The 15,417-nt window shown below is 46.4% G+C and carries 13 protein-coding genes and 1 tRNA gene; 9 read left to right on the top strand and 5 right to left on the bottom strand.

Annotated features, from left to right (window positions below; genetic code table 11):
* Positions 1-66 precede the first annotated feature (66 nt).
* Positions 67-143, top strand: a tRNA-Asp gene (locus OH455_RS20500).
* A 231-nt stretch (positions 144-374) separates the two neighbouring features.
* Here OH455_RS20500 and argE read toward each other — a convergent pair.
* Complete coding sequence (gene argE / locus OH455_RS20495; RefSeq protein WP_269982647.1) at positions 375-1,511, bottom strand: acetylornithine deacetylase; 1,137 nt, start codon at positions 1,509-1,511, stop codon at positions 375-377.
* 154 nt (positions 1,512-1,665) lie between these two features.
* Between argE and argC the strand changes: the two genes are divergently transcribed.
* From argC to argH, 4 genes are all read left to right on the top strand, one after another.
* The gene (argC, locus tag OH455_RS20490) at positions 1,666-2,670 is read left to right on the top strand and encodes an N-acetyl-gamma-glutamyl-phosphate reductase (RefSeq protein WP_269982646.1); all 1,005 of its coding nucleotides are present in this window, start codon (positions 1,666-1,668) and stop codon (positions 2,668-2,670) included.
* 23 nt (positions 2,671-2,693) lie between these two features.
* Complete coding sequence (gene argB / locus OH455_RS20485) at positions 2,694-3,488, top strand: acetylglutamate kinase (protein WP_269982645.1); 795 nt, start codon at positions 2,694-2,696, stop codon at positions 3,486-3,488.
* A gap of 95 nt (positions 3,489-3,583) precedes the next feature.
* Positions 3,584-4,798, top strand: coding sequence for an argininosuccinate synthase (locus tag OH455_RS20480; RefSeq protein WP_269982644.1), 1,215 nt, complete (start codon positions 3,584-3,586; stop codon positions 4,796-4,798).
* 248 nt (positions 4,799-5,046) lie between these two features.
* Positions 5,047-6,921, top strand: coding sequence for an argininosuccinate lyase (gene argH, locus OH455_RS20475; protein WP_269982643.1), 1,875 nt, complete (start codon positions 5,047-5,049; stop codon positions 6,919-6,921).
* A gap of 195 nt (positions 6,922-7,116) precedes the next feature.
* Here argH and OH455_RS20470 read toward each other — a convergent pair whose 3' ends face one another.
* Complete coding sequence (locus OH455_RS20470; RefSeq protein ID WP_269982642.1) at positions 7,117-7,371, bottom strand: DUF3624 domain-containing protein; 255 nt, start codon at positions 7,369-7,371, stop codon at positions 7,117-7,119.
* A 64-nt stretch (positions 7,372-7,435) separates the two neighbouring features.
* Between OH455_RS20470 and OH455_RS20465 the strand changes: the two genes are divergently transcribed.
* Positions 7,436-7,783 carry a RidA family protein gene (locus OH455_RS20465; RefSeq protein ID WP_006957166.1) on the top strand — a complete coding sequence of 116 codons (348 nt, stop codon included), beginning with the start codon at positions 7,436-7,438 and terminating at the stop codon, positions 7,781-7,783.
* A gap of 56 nt (positions 7,784-7,839) precedes the next feature.
* Here OH455_RS20465 and OH455_RS20460 read toward each other — a convergent pair whose 3' ends face one another.
* Positions 7,840-9,297: a dihydrolipoyl dehydrogenase gene (locus tag OH455_RS20460; protein ID WP_269982641.1), complete on the bottom strand. Its 1,458-nt coding sequence runs from the start codon at positions 9,295-9,297 to the stop codon at positions 7,840-7,842.
* A gap of 151 nt (positions 9,298-9,448) precedes the next feature.
* On the bottom strand, positions 9,449-10,177 hold the full coding sequence (locus OH455_RS20455; RefSeq protein WP_045977762.1) for a redoxin family protein: 729 nt from the start codon (positions 10,175-10,177) through the stop codon (positions 9,449-9,451).
* A 165-nt stretch (positions 10,178-10,342) separates the two neighbouring features.
* Between OH455_RS20455 and oxyR the strand changes: the two genes are divergently transcribed.
* Entirely contained in the window at positions 10,343-11,233 is an 891-nt protein-coding gene (gene oxyR, locus OH455_RS20450; protein ID WP_269982640.1) for a DNA-binding transcriptional regulator OxyR, read from the top strand.
* 59 nt (positions 11,234-11,292) lie between these two features.
* Here oxyR and OH455_RS20445 read toward each other — a convergent pair whose 3' ends face one another.
* Entirely contained in the window at positions 11,293-13,803 is a 2,511-nt protein-coding gene (locus OH455_RS20445) for a penicillin-binding protein 1A (RefSeq protein WP_269982639.1), read from the bottom strand.
* A 140-nt stretch (positions 13,804-13,943) separates the two neighbouring features.
* On the opposite strand from OH455_RS20445, the gene pilM reads away from it, so the two are divergent.
* Together pilM and OH455_RS20435 are read left to right on the top strand one after the other, a co-directional pair.
* A complete protein-coding gene (pilM, locus tag OH455_RS20440) occupies positions 13,944-14,870 on the top strand; it encodes a type IV pilus assembly protein PilM (protein ID WP_269982638.1) in 927 nt (308 codons plus the stop codon).
* Positions 14,860-15,417, top strand: coding sequence for a PilN domain-containing protein (locus OH455_RS20435; RefSeq protein WP_269982637.1), 558 nt, complete (start codon positions 14,860-14,862; stop codon positions 15,415-15,417). Before pilM ends, OH455_RS20435 begins: the two co-directional genes overlap by 11 nt.

The following is a 15,417-nucleotide window of genomic DNA, read 5'->3' as shown; positions in this document are numbered from 1 at the left end:
ACATTTCGTTTTTAGATTTTAGAAAAATCTAAAGGCAAAAACTTAGACTTTAAGTCTAACCAGTGCGGAGCGGTAGTTCAGTTGGTTAGAATACCGGCCTGTCACGCCGGGGGTCGCGGGTTCGAGTCCCGTCCGCTCCGCCACTTATTTCAGACAAAGCCCTAACAGCAATGTTAGGGCTTTTTCGTATCTGCGGTATTATTTTGGTCTGTGACCAACGTGTCCAGTTTAAGCGCAAACTCGGACGCTGTTATCACTTATTAGGGGCAGCCACTGATTGAGAAACCCAGTCGAACTGAAATTTAAAGCCCGTTGCTGACGCAACGGGCTTGTTTGTGTCGGAGATGAGTGCTGAAGTATTCGTCTTAGACTGGCTAGAAGCAATATTTATACATAGCCTTGGAAAGTATCTTGACAGTAGGGTCGATAAACTCAAACGCAAGAAATTCATCCGGTTGATGAGCTTGGTCAATAGATCCCGGACCAAGTACTAGCGTCGGACATAGCTGTTGAAGAAAAGGCGCTTCGGTACAGTAATTGACGGTTTCTGATTCAATACCGCATATCTCTTCCACTCCTCCTATAAAAGGATGATCATGCTGACATTCGTAACCAGGAATCGGTTCGTGTAGAGGTGTTATATCAATCCGGCCAGGCCATTTTGCCTCGATTTCTTTTAAGGCACCACGGAGCATATTATCCAAGCCATCAAGACTAATTCCCGGCAGAGGGCGCACGTCATAATGAAGTTCACAACAACCACAGATGCGGTTAGCGCTGTCTCCACCATGAATGTGGCCAAGGTTAAGTGTTGGGCTTGGAATCGCGAACCCAGGATGGTGATACTCTTTGATGAGTTTGTCACGCAACTGCATCATGGCAAAAAGGATTTCATGCATGATTTCAATGGCGTTGATCCCTAAAGCCGGATCTGACGAATGGCCAGATTTGCCTGTGACTCGAATAGCATTGGCAACATGGCCTTTATGGCCTCGTATCGGAACCAAGCTCGTAGGTTCTCCGATAATGCAATAGTCCGGCTTGAATGGTGCATTATCAGTAAAATGACGTGCACCAAGCATGGTTGTCTCTTCATCACACGTCGCTAAGACATATAACGGCTTACTTTGTTTACTCCAGTCAACCTTCTTTACTGCTTCAAGAATGAAAGCAAAGAAACCTTTCATATCAGCCGTTCCTAGACCATAGAAGCGGTTATTCGCTTCTGTGAGGGCGTGAGGTTCGTAACTCCAGCGGCCTTCATCGAAAGGTACTGTATCGCTGTGACCAGCCAGCAGAAGCCCTCCTTCACCGCTTCCTATTTTACCTAGCAGATTAAACTTCCCGGGTTCGACCTCGATAATGTCGACTTCAAAACCTATGTCTTGCATCCAACTGGCAAGCTGTTCAATGACTTTTGCATTCCCTTCATCCCAACTCGGATCGGTTGAACTGATGGAAGAGGTAGAAATCAGGCCTTTGTAGACCTCAAGAAAACTGGGTATTTGCATATTAAGTTCGCTTTGCCTGTTGACATAAATCAATAATGAAGGTAAAAAACATAATAAATCAGTTTTAATGAATAAAAAACCATTAAAAGCTAAGTTTATTAAATTTATAGTCACTGGGTTTGTGACGACTTTAAGGTCTTGATGGATGTCTGAGATGCTCAAAACTACAATTATTGGCGCCAGCGGTTATACCGGAGCTGAGTTAGCACTGATGGTGCATAAACACCCACAACTTACGCTATCAGGTTTATATGTATCCGCCAATAGTGTTGATGCCGGTAAATGTATCTCTGAGCTACATGGAAAACTGGCGGGTATTATCAGTCAGCCTGTAGAGCCTTTAAAAGATATCAATGCTGTAGCGGCGGAAAGCGATATCGTTTTTCTTGCCACTGCCCATGAGGTTAGCCACGACATTGCGCCTACGTTTTTGAAACAAGGTTGTCAGTTATTCGACTTGTCGGGCGCTTTCCGAGTTAAGAAACACGGCTTCTATAACGAATTTTATGGCTTTGAGCATCAACATGAAGATTGGCTAGATAGCGCAGCTTACGGTCTTGCTGAGTGGAACCACAACGCTATTAAACACAGCCAGCTCATTGCTGTGCCAGGCTGTTACCCAACAGCCTCACAGCTTGCGATTAAACCTTTGGTCGAGGCGGGGTTGCTGGATGCTGTTCAGTGGCCAGTAATCAATGCAACCAGTGGTGTCTCAGGAGCTGGTCGGAAAGCATCGATGACCAACAGTTTCTGTGAAGTGAGTTTGCAGCCTTATGGTGTGTTCGGTCACAGGCACCAACCTGAGATCGCGACTCATCTAGGGACTGAGGTAATTTTCACCCCTCACTTAGGTAACTTTAAACGTGGCATCCTTGCGACCATCACCATGAAGTTAGCTAGCGGAGTGAGTGAGCAGCAGGTCTCACAAGCATTTAATACGGCATATGAGAATAAACCTGCGGTGCGCCTGCACCAAGCGTCGTTACCCAGTATTCAACATGTTGAAAATACACCTTTCTGCGATATTGGTTGGAAGGTACAAGGCGAGCATATCATTGTCGTTTCTGCGATTGATAACTTGCTTAAAGGTGCATCGAGTCAAGCGATGCAATGTTTAAATATCCACTACGGATTTCCAGAGTTAACTGCCCTTGTATAAGCAAGTCGGTAAAGGGAAAAGTAATGACAGATAACAAACCAACTCCATTAGTGATCAAATTGGGCGGTGCTGCCCTTTCGTGTACTGAGACGTTAAGTCAGGTTTTTAGTGCAATTGCTGACTATCAGAAGCAGGCTCAGCGACGAATCGTGATCGTCCATGGAGGAGGTTATCTTGTGGACGATCTTATGGCCCAGCTTCAGATTGAAACGCTGAAGAAAGACGGGCTTCGTGTCACTCCCTATGAGCAAATTGCCTTGATAGCAGGTGCTTTAGCCGGTACGGCGAACAAGATGCTTCAGGGGCAGGCGATCAAAGACGGTTTGAATGCTGTTGGCTTGTCCCTTGCTGATGGTGGGCTGTGTCAGGTTGAAGAGTTGGATCCAGAACTTGGTGCTGTTGGTAAAGCGACACCGGGTAACTCTACGGTATTACAGGCGATTTTAGCGGCTGACACATTGCCAATCATTAGCTCAATTGGTCTGACTGCCGAAGGCCAGATGATGAATGTCAACGCTGACCAAGCTGCAGTCGCCGTTGCTGGCGCCTTGGATGCTGAGCTTGTTTTGTTGTCAGACGTCAGTGGTGTTTTGGATGGCAAAGGGCATCTGATCAAAAGCTTAGATGAGCAAGAGGCACAAAGTCTGATCAATGGGCAGGTAATCACTGACGGTATGATCGTCAAAGTTAATGCAGCACTGGAAGCGGCTAATGATTTAGGCCGACCAATAGAAGTGGCTACCTGGCGCTATCCTGAAAAGCTCGCGCAGCTGTTTGCCGGGCACAGCATCGGAACACAATTTTTGCCTAAGAATTAGTCGCTTGTGTAAAGACATGAGCACAACAAAAAGAACGAAAAGTCGCCCGTAGCACTGACCGCCACGCGCAGAGCCGGGATTTTGGAGAAAAGAAAATGAGCAAGTTAAAAGTAAATAAAGTCGTAGTCGCATATTCTGGCGGTCTGGATACTTCCGTGATTATCCCTTGGTTGAAAGAAAACTATGATTGTGAAGTGGTCGCGTTTGTTGCCGATGTTGGTCAAGGCGCTGAAGAATTAGAAGGCATCGAAGCAAAAGCGAAAGCTTCAGGTGCATCTGAGTGTTATATCGCGGACCTGAAAGAAGAAATGGTCGCAGACTACATCTACCCGACGCTGAAAACAGGTGCTTACTACGAAGGTAAATACTTGTTGGGTACATCGATGGCTCGCCCAATCATTGCGAAAGCTCAGGTTGAAGTTGCGCGTAAAGTTGGCGCCGATGCCCTTTGTCATGGCTGTACAGGTAAAGGTAACGACCAAGTACGCTTTGAAGGCGCTTTTGCCGCTTTGGCCCCTGATCTTCATGTGATTGCTCCATGGCGTGAATGGGATCTGGTTAGCCGTGAAGAGTGTCTAGACTACCTTGCTGAGCGCAACATTCCTTGTATGGCTTCACTAACGAAGATTTATTCACGTGATGCCAATGCATGGCACATCTCTACAGAGGGCGGTGTTCTGGAAAATACATGGAATGCGCCTAATGAAGATTGCTGGGTGTGGACCGTCGATCCTGAGCAAGCTCCGAATGAAGCTGAATACGTGACGCTGAAAGTCGAAAAAGGCGAAGTGGTTGGTGTAGATGGTGAAAACATGACGCCTTATAACGCACTTGTTTACCTGAATGAAAAAGGTGCTAATCATGGTGTTGGTCGTATCGATATTGTAGAAAACCGTCTGGTTGGAATGAAGTCTCGTGGTTGTTATGAAACTCCGGGGGGCACGATTATGATGGAAGCGTTGCGTGCCGTTGAGCAGTTGGTGCTGGATAAAACCGCATTTGAATTCCGTGAAGAGCTAGGCGTTAAGGCTTCTCATCTTGTGTACGACGGCCGTTGGTTCACACCATTGTGTAAATCCATTCTCGCTGCGTCAGAAGAACTAGCTCAAGACGTAAACGGTGAAGTCGTGATTAAGCTGTATAAAGGTCAAGCTACGGTGACCCAGAAGCGCTCAGTGAACAGCCTTTATTGTGAAGAGTTTGCTACTTTTGGTGAAGATGAAGTTTATGATCAAAGTCATGCGGAAGGCTTCATTCGTCTTTACTCACTGTCTAGTCGCATTCGTGCGCTGAACAGTCAGAAAAAGTAACCCTCAACTTATTTAGCTGACGAGCCCATTTGCTTAGCAAATGGGCTCGTTGTTTTTTGGTAACTATAACAACAGCGCTTAAAATATTCGTGAATAAATATGTAATAATAATGAATTAATACTTTATTTTTGGTTTGAATTGCCGTAAGTTTGAACCATCAGAAAAATACTGGGTTTCACCCAGAAATAGCAATAGATCAAAAAACTGTTCGCACTGACAGTGAGCATCGGTAATCAGGAGATACGCAATGGCATTATGGGGCGGAAGATTTACCCAAGCAGCAGACACGAGATTCAAAGAATTTAACGATTCATTGCGCTTTGATTACCGATTGGCAGAACAAGATATTGTCGGCTCAATCGCTTGGTCGAAAGCGTTGCTATCGGTGGATGTGCTTAAAGAAGAAGAGCAACAGAAGCTGGAACTGGCGTTGAATGAACTTAAGCTAGAAGTGATGGAAGATCCTCATCAGATCCTTCGTTCTGATGCGGAAGATATCCATTCATGGGTTGAGCAACAACTGATTGGTAAAGTGGGTGACTTAGGCAAAAAACTGCACACAGGCCGTTCTAGAAATGATCAGGTCGCGACTGACCTTAAACTCTGGTGTCGTCAGCAAGGTCAACAGCTACTGATGGCATTGGATCGTCTGCAATCTCAAATGGTATCGGTCGCGAAAGAGCATCAGGCAACGGTTCTGCCGGGCTACACACACTTACAGCGTGCCCAGCCGGTGACGTTTGCTCATTGGTGTTTGGCTTATGTGGAAATGTTTGAGCGGGACTACTCACGCCTTCATGATGCCATCGAACGTTTAGATACCTGCCCGCTTGGCTCCGGTGCTTTGGCGGGAACGGCTTACCCTATCGACCGGGAGCAGCTGGCACATAACCTTGGCTTTCGCCGTGCGACACGTAACTCACTGGATTCGGTGTCCGATCGTGATCATGTCATGGAGCTGATGTCGGTAGCCTCTATCTCTATGCTTCATTTGTCGCGTTTGGCAGAAGATATGATTTTCTACAACTCGGGCGAGTCTAACTTTATCGAACTTGCGGATACTGTGACCTCTGGATCGTCGTTGATGCCACAAAAGAAAAACCCAGATGCGCTGGAGCTGATCCGTGGTAAGACAGGACGGGTCTACGGCTCACTGGCTGGCATGATGATGACGGTGAAAGCATTGCCGCTTGCTTACAACAAAGATATGCAGGAAGACAAAGAAGGGCTGTTCGATGCGCTAGACACCTGGAACGACTGTATGGAAATGGCGGCGCTTTGTTTCGATGGCATCAAAGTAAACGGCGAGCGTACATTGGAAGCAGCGAAACAAGGCTATGCGAATGCCACTGAGTTGGCAGATTATCTGGTGGCTAAAGGCATCCCATTCCGTGAGGCACACCACATTGTGGGTGTTGCGGTAGTGGGGGCCATTGCGAAAGGTTGTGCGTTAGAGGAACTGTCGATTGCGGAACTGAAAGAGTTCTCCTCAGTCATAGAAGAAGATGTTTACAGCATACTGACGATAGAGTCGTGCCTTGAGAAGCGTAGTGCTCTGGGCGGGGTCTCTCCAAAGCAAGTCGCTCATGCAGTCGAGCAAGCGCAAGGGCGCCTTATCAAACGGGATACCTCTTCAGTAAATGTTCGTCCTGCGCGTTTAACGGATATTGAAGCGCTAGAAGGTATGGTGACCTACTGGGCAAATATGGGGGAGAACTTACCTCGTTCACGCAGTGAGTTGGTGAGAGATATTGGCTCTTTCGCGGTCGCAGAGCACCATGGCGAGGTAACCGGATGTGCATCACTCTATGTGTATGACTCTGGACTAGCCGAGATTCGTTCACTAGGTGTCGAAGCTGGTTGGCAAGGGCAAGGTCAGGGTAGCGCGATTGTACAATACTTGGTGGAAAAAGCGCGCCAGATGGCGATCAAGAAAGTGTTCGTTCTGACTCGTACTCCCGAGTTTTTTATGAAGCAAAATTTTCTACCGACATCGAAGTCGCTATTACCGGAGAAAGTGCTTAAAGATTGCGATCAGTGCCCTCGTCAGCACGCTTGTGATGAAGTGGCGTTAGAAGTGAATCTGGTTGAGAAATCCATCGCACGGGCAAATGTTGCTTAACGTATTGATGGTTAAGGTTTTCGAAGAAAGATCAAAAAAGATCGAATGTTTGTGGGAACCTTATTCAAAAAGCAGGGTCTATTAAAGTACCACTGCTTTTTCTTAGAAGAATCTAAGAGAGCCCCAGAATCGACGTTGATTTTGGGGCTTTTTTCTTTTCTGGTAGCGACAATGTTTTCCCAAAACCCACTACCTCTAACCCTTTTTGTTTCGGCGTCGCCAAGGCAAAATGACAAAGCGCATCCAGAGGTGAAGGAATAGCAAGCCGTTGAATGCAAACCCTGCGATGATCAAAGCAATGGACTCTATGCTTTGAGGGGTATCCCCAAAGGCAAACCACCAGATGACCCAGCACAATACCGACAGCACCGTAAGCTGATCCATACATCGCTGACAACGGCCTATTTTTTTCCAGAACCAGTTGCTGTTTTTACAGTAGTCGCATGTCATGAGCGTCGTTTATTGGTTAACATGTGTCTTGATAATATCTCAAGCTAACGTGAAAGTGATAAAAATGATCGAACGTCAACAAACTAAACAACGTATGAGCCGTATCGTGAAGCATAACGGCACGATTTACCTATGTGGGCAAGTGTGTGCGGATGCGACGAAAGGCATTACTGAACAGACGCAAACTATGTTGGATAAAGTTGAAGAGCTGCTGCTTGAAGCTGGCAGTGACAAGGAGCATATGTTGTCTGCGACGATTTATTTGAAGGACATGAAAGACTTCCAGGAAATGAATGCGGTATGGGATGCATGGGTTCCTGAAGGTCACGCTCCAGCTCGTGCATGTGTTACTGCTGATATGGCGCGTGAAGCCTTGTTGGTAGAGATCTCTGTGATTGCAGCTGAGAAATAACGAGTCTATATGATAAAAAACGAGCCAATTGGCTCGTTTTTATTTTCTGTTCAGGACTAACAACCCGGTCCACAATCAAGACAGTGTTTAATCATCTCTGGGCCTAAGTGCAGCTTCGCATTCAGGTCGCGCAGAGCAGTGCGAACCCCTTCTTCAATCACAGGGTGATAGAAGGGCATATCGAGCATTTCTGAAACGGTCATCTTATTTTGATGTGCCCAAGCCAGCAAGTGTGCAAGATGTTCAGCATTGGGCCCTATCATTTCGGCTCCTAGGAAACGCCCGGTACCTTGTTCACCATAGACATGCAAGACGCCTTTGTTGCGTAGCATAACGCGTGAACGGCCCTGACCTTCAAAAGACACCTCTCCTGTCGCAAAGCAACCACAGTTGCCTAGACGAGTTTCAAGCTGCTTAAAGGATTCACCTACCATTGCAATCTGTGGGTCGGAGAATACCGCCGAGATTGACGAACGACGTAATCCTGCTCTGATATCTGGATATCGACCTGCATTGTCACCAGCAATTCGGCCTTGATCTGCTGCTTCGTGGAGCAACGGAATCTGGTTACTGGCATCGCCGGCGATAAAAATATTGTCTACAGATGTTTGCATTGTGTAATGGTCGGCTGTTGGTACCCCGCGTTCATCAAGGGCAACTTTGGTATTTTCGATTGCCAACTGATCGACGTTCGGACGGCGACCCGTTGCAGCAAGTACATAGTCAACAATGAAGGTTTCCAATTCGCCATCGTGATTGATGAATTGGATCTCGACTTTATCTTCACCTTCTCTGCGTTGCATGCTTTCGACTTTCACGTCAGCATCAAGATAGAACTCTTCTTTGAACGCTTTGTCGGCATAGGCCATCACTTCAGGATCTGTTAGCGGCCCTACCTGACCACCGAGGCCGAACAGTTTGACCTTAACGCCAAGCCTATGCAGTGCCTGACCCAGTTCAAGGCCGATCACTCCCGGTCCAAAGACGGCTATCGATTCAGGCAGGTCATCCCAATCAAACACATCATCATTAATGACTAAACGATCCCCTAGCTCATTCCAGACACTCGGATAAGCAGGGCGAGAGCCTGTTGCAATCACGATACGTTTAGCCGTGATTTGGGTGTGGTCATCCACCATCAATGTGTTGTTGTCGACAAATTTGGCGTAGCCTGCGATTTTGTTTTCAGCTGGGATCTCATCCACCCCTTCAAGTACAAAGCCAACGAAGCGATCACGTTCTCTCTTGACGCGATCCATGACTTCATGACCATTGATGACAATCTCACCTTGCGGATGGATACCAAAGCCCGGTGCCTTTTCTATCTGGTGCACGCTTTCTGCTGCCGCGATCAGCAGTTTGGAAGGCATACACCCCACTCGAGCACAGGTTGTTCCGTATGGTCCGCCTTCAATCATAACGACACTAGCGGTATGTGCTTTGGCTGCGCGATAGGCGCCTAGACCGGCTGTACCACCACCAATAATGGCGACATCGACATTGAGCTGTTTCATTTTGGATTCTCGCTTTGTCTGACCAGGCTTCCTAGCCAACCTGGGGAGATGAATTTGATTCCGCTACCAGAGTAAAACTCAGATAGCGGCTGGGTTCTGTAATTAATTCCCCGACCTTATGCAAAGCCGGAGAACCGAGGTAGCGATAGAATTAGCCTAGGTAAGATTCAAGCTCTTCGCTGCCACCAATGTGCTTACCACCAATGAAGACCTGAGGTACTGTTGTACGGCCTGAAATAGCACGTAAGCTTACTGTTGTTGCGTCTTTACCCAGAATCACTTCCTCATACTGAAGACCGTGGTCGATAAGATTTTGTTTCGCTTTAGCACAGAAAGGACAGCCTGGCTTGGTGAATACAGTGATTGATTCCTGCGTTTTGTAGTTAGGTGCGATGTAATTCAACATAGTATCAGCATCAGACACTTTGAACGGGTCGCCTGGCTCGTTTGGCTCAATGAACATTTTCTCTACTACGCCGTCTTTCACCAGCATGCTGTAGCGCCATGAGCGTTTGCCAAAACCAAGGTCGTTCTTGTCAACCAGTAGCCCCATACCATCAGTGAATTCACCGTTACCATCGGGTAGGAAAGTGATGTTGTCTGCTTCCTGGTCATTTTTCCAAGCGTTCATCACAAAGGTATCGTTGACAGAGACACAGATAATTTCGTCAACGCCGTGGTCTTGAAAGACTGGGAACAACTCATTGTAGCGAGGCAGGTGACTTGATGAACATGTTGGTGTGAACGCACCTGGCAAACTGAACAGGATTACTGTCTTACCTTTAAAAAGCTCATCGCTAGTTATATTGACCCAGGCATCACCTTGACGAGTTGGAAATGTTACTTGTGGGACGTTTTTACCTTCTTTTGATGCAAACATAATCGTACCTTTTGGTTAATGTGTTGTATTTCGTTATAGCACTTTGTATAAGCTGCCTTGTTTGTATGGACTTATTATTAAAAATTTTCTTTGATAGCTCTAATCGTTTAATGCTATGGTTTTAATAGTTTTTCTCTATCACTTTGAGACAGGTAAGTTACCAAGATGAATATCCGAGATTTTGAGTATCTGGTTGCTCTTGCTGAGCATAATCATTTCCGTAAGGCGGCTGAAGCTTGCTTTGTCAGCCAGCCAACTTTAAGTGGTCAGATTCGTAAACTGGAAGATGAATTGGGTACTGCTTTGCTTGAGCGTAGTAGTCGCAGAGTACTGTTTACTGATGCTGGCATGCAGCTGGTGGGTCAAGCCAAACGTATTCTATCTGAGGTGAAAACCTTCCGTGATATGGCCAGTGGTCAAGGTGAAGCCATGACCGGGCCAATGCACATAGGCTTTATTCCAACAGTTGGCCCTTATCTATTGCCGAAAATCGTACCGACGTTGAAGGAGCAATTCCCTGATCTAGAACTGTTCTTACATGAAGCACAGACTAACCAGTTGGTGCGTCAGTTGGAAGATGGCAAGCTCGATTGTCTGGTTTTAGCATCGGTGGCCGAAACGGCACCATTCAAAGAAATTGCAGTATATGAAGAGCCATTGAGCGTGGCTGTACCTTGCGATCACGAATGGTCTGGTCTTGAAGAGATCGACATGCTAGAGCTGAATGGTAAAACCGTTCTCTCACTGGGTGATGGGCACTGCCTACGCGATCAGGCGCTGGGCTTTTGTTTCGCTGCTGGAGCGAAAGATGATGAGCGCTTTAAAGCGACCAGCTTAGAGACGTTGCGTAACATGGTAGCAGCCGGCGCTGGTATCACTCTATTGCCTGAATTGTCTTTACCTAAAGAAAAACAGAAAGACGGCGTTTGTTATGTCAAAGCGACCAATCCAGTTCCTTCACGCAGTATCGTGTTAGCCTATCGTCCGGGTTCACCGCTTCGTTCACGCTTTGAGCAACTGGCGTCAACCATAAAGCATCAGCTAACAAATCAATAATAAATAAAGATAAAAAAGGCGGATGTTATGACATCCGCCTTTGCTTTGTCTTTGTTGTGCTAGAACAGCTCTTCGCTTTCTGCTGAAGTGTAGATACTGTCAGTAATTTCATCCGTGACGAATTCTGTCGGTTCTGTGCCTTCAAGAAAATATTCAAACATCGAACTGGAGTCGAATTTGTTGGTCAGTAGGCCAGAATTGCGATCAATGCGAACACGGACAATATTCGATGGTATCTCTTTCTCTTTAGCTGGGACACCAGTCAAAGCGGTATGCATAAAATCTACCCATGCTGGTTGCGCGGTTTTTGCGCCTGCTTCAGCACCTGAGATTTGCTTCTTGCCTAGATTGCTGTTTGGTTTGGTCCGGCCAAGCTTGCGGGTATGGTCATCAAAACCTACCCAAGCTACGGCGACCATGCCTGGACCGTAGCCGTTGTACCATGCATCTTTTGAGTCATTGGTGGTGCCCGTTTTTCCGCCGACATCACGACGTTTCAACGCTTGCGCGCGCCAGCCTGTTCCATTCCAACCAGTGCCTTCACGCCAGTTACCGCCACCCCAAATATTGCTATACATCATTTCACGTACCAAGAAAGCCGTTTGCTCTGAGAGTACTTGCGGTGCGTATTTTGGTTGTTGCTGGGGATCAACATCCTGCTCTTGGAATTCGTTTGCTACTGTCTGTGCTGGTTCACAATCTTGGCGGCAGATCGTTTTTGGTGTTGCCTTAAACTCAATGTTGCCAAATGGGCCTTCCACTTTATTGATGTAATAAGGTTCGACGTAATAACCACCATTAGCAAAAACAGAATAACCTTGGGCCATCTTCATCGGGGTCAGGCTGCCTGCGCCTAGTGCGATGGTTTCTGAACGTGGCACCTGATCAATATCAAAGCCAAATCGAGTCAGATACTGGCGTGTTTGATCTAGGCCAACTTCACGCAACACGCGCACTGCCATCACGTTTTTAGATTGCGCTAAGCCAATTCTTAAGCGAGTTGGGCCGATATAAGTCGGAGGTGAGTTCTTAGGACGCCATGCGGTACCTTGGCTTTTATCCCATTGGTTGATTGGTGCATCATTCACCAATGTCGCTAGGGTCAGACCTTTATCGATAGCTGCCGAGTAAATAAACGGTTTGATACTAGAGCCAACCTGGCGCACGGATTGAGTAGCGCGGTTGAACTTGTTGTGGACGAAGTTAAAACCACCCACTAGAGACAAGACTGCGCCATTTTCTGGATCCATGGCAACAAAGGCTGTATTGGCATTTGGCACCTGACTTAAGTGCCAAGTGGTTTGTATTTCGCCATCTTCAAGAGGAGTCTCTATCTGACGGACCCATATTTGTTCACCTTCTTCCAGAACATCCGTGGCAGCTTTTGGTGCTGGGCCTTGGCGGTCATCGGTGAGGAATTTACGTGCCCACTTGATGCCATCCCACTCGAGTGTTTTGACGCCTTGGTTTTTCACCCATACCGTCGCCTCTAGAGCGGTGACCTTGGTAACGACAGCAGGAATCAACGCCCCATAGGTTGGAACATTGTCCAGTGTGTCATCAATTTTTTGTTCATCAAATGCTGGTTGTCCGCTTTGCCAAAGGACTTTTTCAGCGCCACGGTAGCCATGACGTTCGTCATAAGATAGCAAGTTATTAATTGCAGCTTCGTTTGCTGCGGCTTGCAGTTTTGAATCTACGGTCGTATAGATATTCATACCTGATGTATAAGCTTCTTCGCCATAACGTGACACCATCCAAGCACGAGCCAACTCTGCAACATAGGGCGCACTGAGCTCGATTTCTGCACCATGATAGCGTGAGAGAATCTCTTCTGTACGAGCCTGATCGTATTCATCTTGCGTGATGTAGTTTTCATCCAGCATGCGTTTTAACACTACGTTGCGTCGGTGAGTTGCACGATCAATTGAGTAGATAGGGTTCATGGTAGAGGGCGCTTTTGGCATGCCCGCAAGGGTGGCGATCTCACTCAGTGTCAGATCTTTCAGATCCTTACCAAAGTACGTCTGAGCGGCAGCACCAAATCCATATGAGCGATACCCTAAGAAGATCTTGTTGACGTACAGCGCCATGATCTCTTCTTTGCTTAGTAATTGTTCAATATGAATGGCAATAAATATCTCTTTGATCTTACGCATAATTTTCTTCTCATTTGATAAGAAGAAATTCCGTGCAAGCTGCTGGGTTATGGTGCTCGCGCCTTGTTTTGCTGAGCCCGACAGTGCCACTACAACTGCTGCTCGGGTGATACCAATAGGGTCTATACCCGGGTGATCGTAGAAACGACTATCCTCTGTCGCGATCAAGGCTTCAATTAGATGTTGAGGAATCTCATCGTAATTGACAGGAATGCGACGTTTTTCTCCAAACTGGGAAATCAGTTTGCCGTCTTGACTGAATATCTGCATAGGTGTCTGCAGTTTGACATCTTTTAAAGTTGCGACATCGGGCAACTCTGGTTTTACGTAGAGGTAGAAACCAAAAATGGTTCCGACCCCAAGTGCCGTGCAAACCAATACGAAAATAAACAATCGCTTTATGAACTTCACCGGATAATCCCTGATTAATTAAGCTTACCGTTATGCAAATCTAAGTATTTTAAGCTAAAAAGTAGCTCAAATCTGTTTATGTTTTCACTAGATCAACGATCTAAGCCGAGGCGCTACGCAAATTTACGGAGCTGAGCTACATGGTCAAATCATTAATTACAGGCATAGATATTAGCCACCAGAGTATCAGAGCGGTGGTCTTAAAGCCTAGAAAAGACACTTTCACACTTGTTAGTTATCACCAAATGCCAGTGGAAGTGGATATTTTCACTGATAACCACAGGCTAAATTATCAGAAAATTGTAAAGAAACTCAAAGAACTAAGAAAGGCTTTGCCACTATTTAGTCGTAAAGTGTGCTTAAGTGTTCCCGACAACTCTGTAATAAGTAAGCAATTACAGATAGATAGCGATTTAAGTGATGAGGAATGCCAATATGTGATAGCTCAGATTTTTGCGCGGCAAACTCCGGTCGCAGTGGAGAAGCTTTACATTGATTTTGTTGCTCTTGCTAGTGAGCAGACGCAGGTAAAAGCGAATTATCACGTATATGCGGTCAGAAAAGAATGTGTAGATGCGCGAATAGCCCCTTTTCTCCAGTCTGGTTTTAAACCTATCTTGGTCAACCCATACTCACACAATCTTGCTCAGCTTTTGCGACATATTACTCGAAGCTCTGGTGAGTCCAATTGGATGCTGATGAACTTCAATTTAGATCATGTTGCTGTGTGTGTTGAAACTGAAAAGCAAGGGTTTGTATATAAAGAGCTTCCCCTCAACGGATCCGACATCGCGGTTGAAAAATTGTTTGAACGACTTCTTATGACGATTAATCTACTTGACCTAGAGCCTGAAGGTGTTTGGTTAAGTGGAGAAAAGGCTTTGTTAGGGCCATTTGCTGCTCTGTTGTCGTCTACACTGGGTCTGACCAGCGTGGTACTAGAGTTGTATGACTTGTTTGACTGCCAGCATAGAAAAGCAGAGCGTGAATTTGGATCACAATATGCAATAGCGCTAGGTTTAGCGTTGAGTGGTTTAGGCTGTATGGAGAAAGGTCATGCAGCTTGATATCAACTTGATACCTTGGCGCGAACATCAACGCCAGCGGAAAGTCCGCTATTTTGTTTTTTCTTGCAGTTTAATTGTGGCGATGACTGTGTTGATGGTTGTTGCTGTTGAATTATATCTGCAGTCACAAGTTGGTGTTCAGCAATCGCGTATTGAGCAGCTTAATGAATGGGACGATAAGTTAGATCATAAAGTCAACCAAGTGAACGCTGTTGAGAAAGCAGTGGTGGTGCTACGAGCAGACATCGCTGAGCTGAAAACGCTGCATGCCAAGCGTTACTTGCCATTGCAGTTGGCTGGCTTACTTTCAGAGTTGTTACCGGAAACTGTATATCTCGACCAAATTGAGATGCTAGGCAGGCAAGTTAGTCTGACCGGTGTTGCAGCTACCACCGAGCAAGTCGATCTGTTTCTTGCTAACTTGCAAAATTCACCTCTGGTGAGTGAGCTTAGGGTACAGTCGTTGGTGAATGGTGTAGAACGCTTTGCGACTGTTTATCAGTCGTTTTCTGTGACCTTCAAGCTGGTGGAAGGTCACCTTGGTTGA

This window comes from Vibrio sp. T11.5, from assembly GCF_027587155.1.
Classification (GTDB): domain Bacteria; phylum Pseudomonadota; class Gammaproteobacteria; order Enterobacterales; family Vibrionaceae; genus Vibrio; species Vibrio neptunius.
The sequence above is the reverse complement of the archived record's forward strand: the minus strand, read 5'-3'. Positions and strand labels throughout refer to the sequence as shown.

What these genes read in the sequence shown, in the direction of transcription:
- argE (WP_269982647.1), bottom strand. Translation starts at nt 1,511, where the DNA reads ATGCAAATACCCAGTTTTCTTGAGGTCTACAAAGGCCTGATTTCTACC.
- argC (WP_269982646.1), top strand. Translation starts at nt 1,666, where the DNA reads ATGCTCAAAACTACAATTATTGGCGCCAGCGGTTATACCGGAGCTGAG.
- argB (WP_269982645.1), top strand. Translation starts at nt 2,694, where the DNA reads ATGACAGATAACAAACCAACTCCATTAGTGATCAAATTGGGCGGTGCT.
- OH455_RS20480 (WP_269982644.1), top strand. Translation starts at nt 3,584, where the DNA reads ATGAGCAAGTTAAAAGTAAATAAAGTCGTAGTCGCATATTCTGGCGGT.
- argH (WP_269982643.1), top strand. Translation starts at nt 5,047, where the DNA reads ATGGCATTATGGGGCGGAAGATTTACCCAAGCAGCAGACACGAGATTC.
- OH455_RS20470 (WP_269982642.1), bottom strand. Translation starts at nt 7,371, where the DNA reads ATGACATGCGACTACTGTAAAAACAGCAACTGGTTCTGGAAAAAAATA.
- OH455_RS20465 (WP_006957166.1), top strand. Translation starts at nt 7,436, where the DNA reads ATGATCGAACGTCAACAAACTAAACAACGTATGAGCCGTATCGTGAAG.
- OH455_RS20460 (WP_269982641.1), bottom strand. Translation starts at nt 9,297, where the DNA reads ATGAAACAGCTCAATGTCGATGTCGCCATTATTGGTGGTGGTACAGCC.
- OH455_RS20455 (WP_045977762.1), bottom strand. Translation starts at nt 10,177, where the DNA reads ATGTTTGCATCAAAAGAAGGTAAAAACGTCCCACAAGTAACATTTCCA.
- oxyR (WP_269982640.1), top strand. Translation starts at nt 10,343, where the DNA reads ATGAATATCCGAGATTTTGAGTATCTGGTTGCTCTTGCTGAGCATAAT.
- pilM (WP_269982638.1), top strand. Translation starts at nt 13,944, where the DNA reads ATGGTCAAATCATTAATTACAGGCATAGATATTAGCCACCAGAGTATC.
- OH455_RS20435 (WP_269982637.1), top strand. Translation starts at nt 14,860, where the DNA reads ATGCAGCTTGATATCAACTTGATACCTTGGCGCGAACATCAACGCCAG.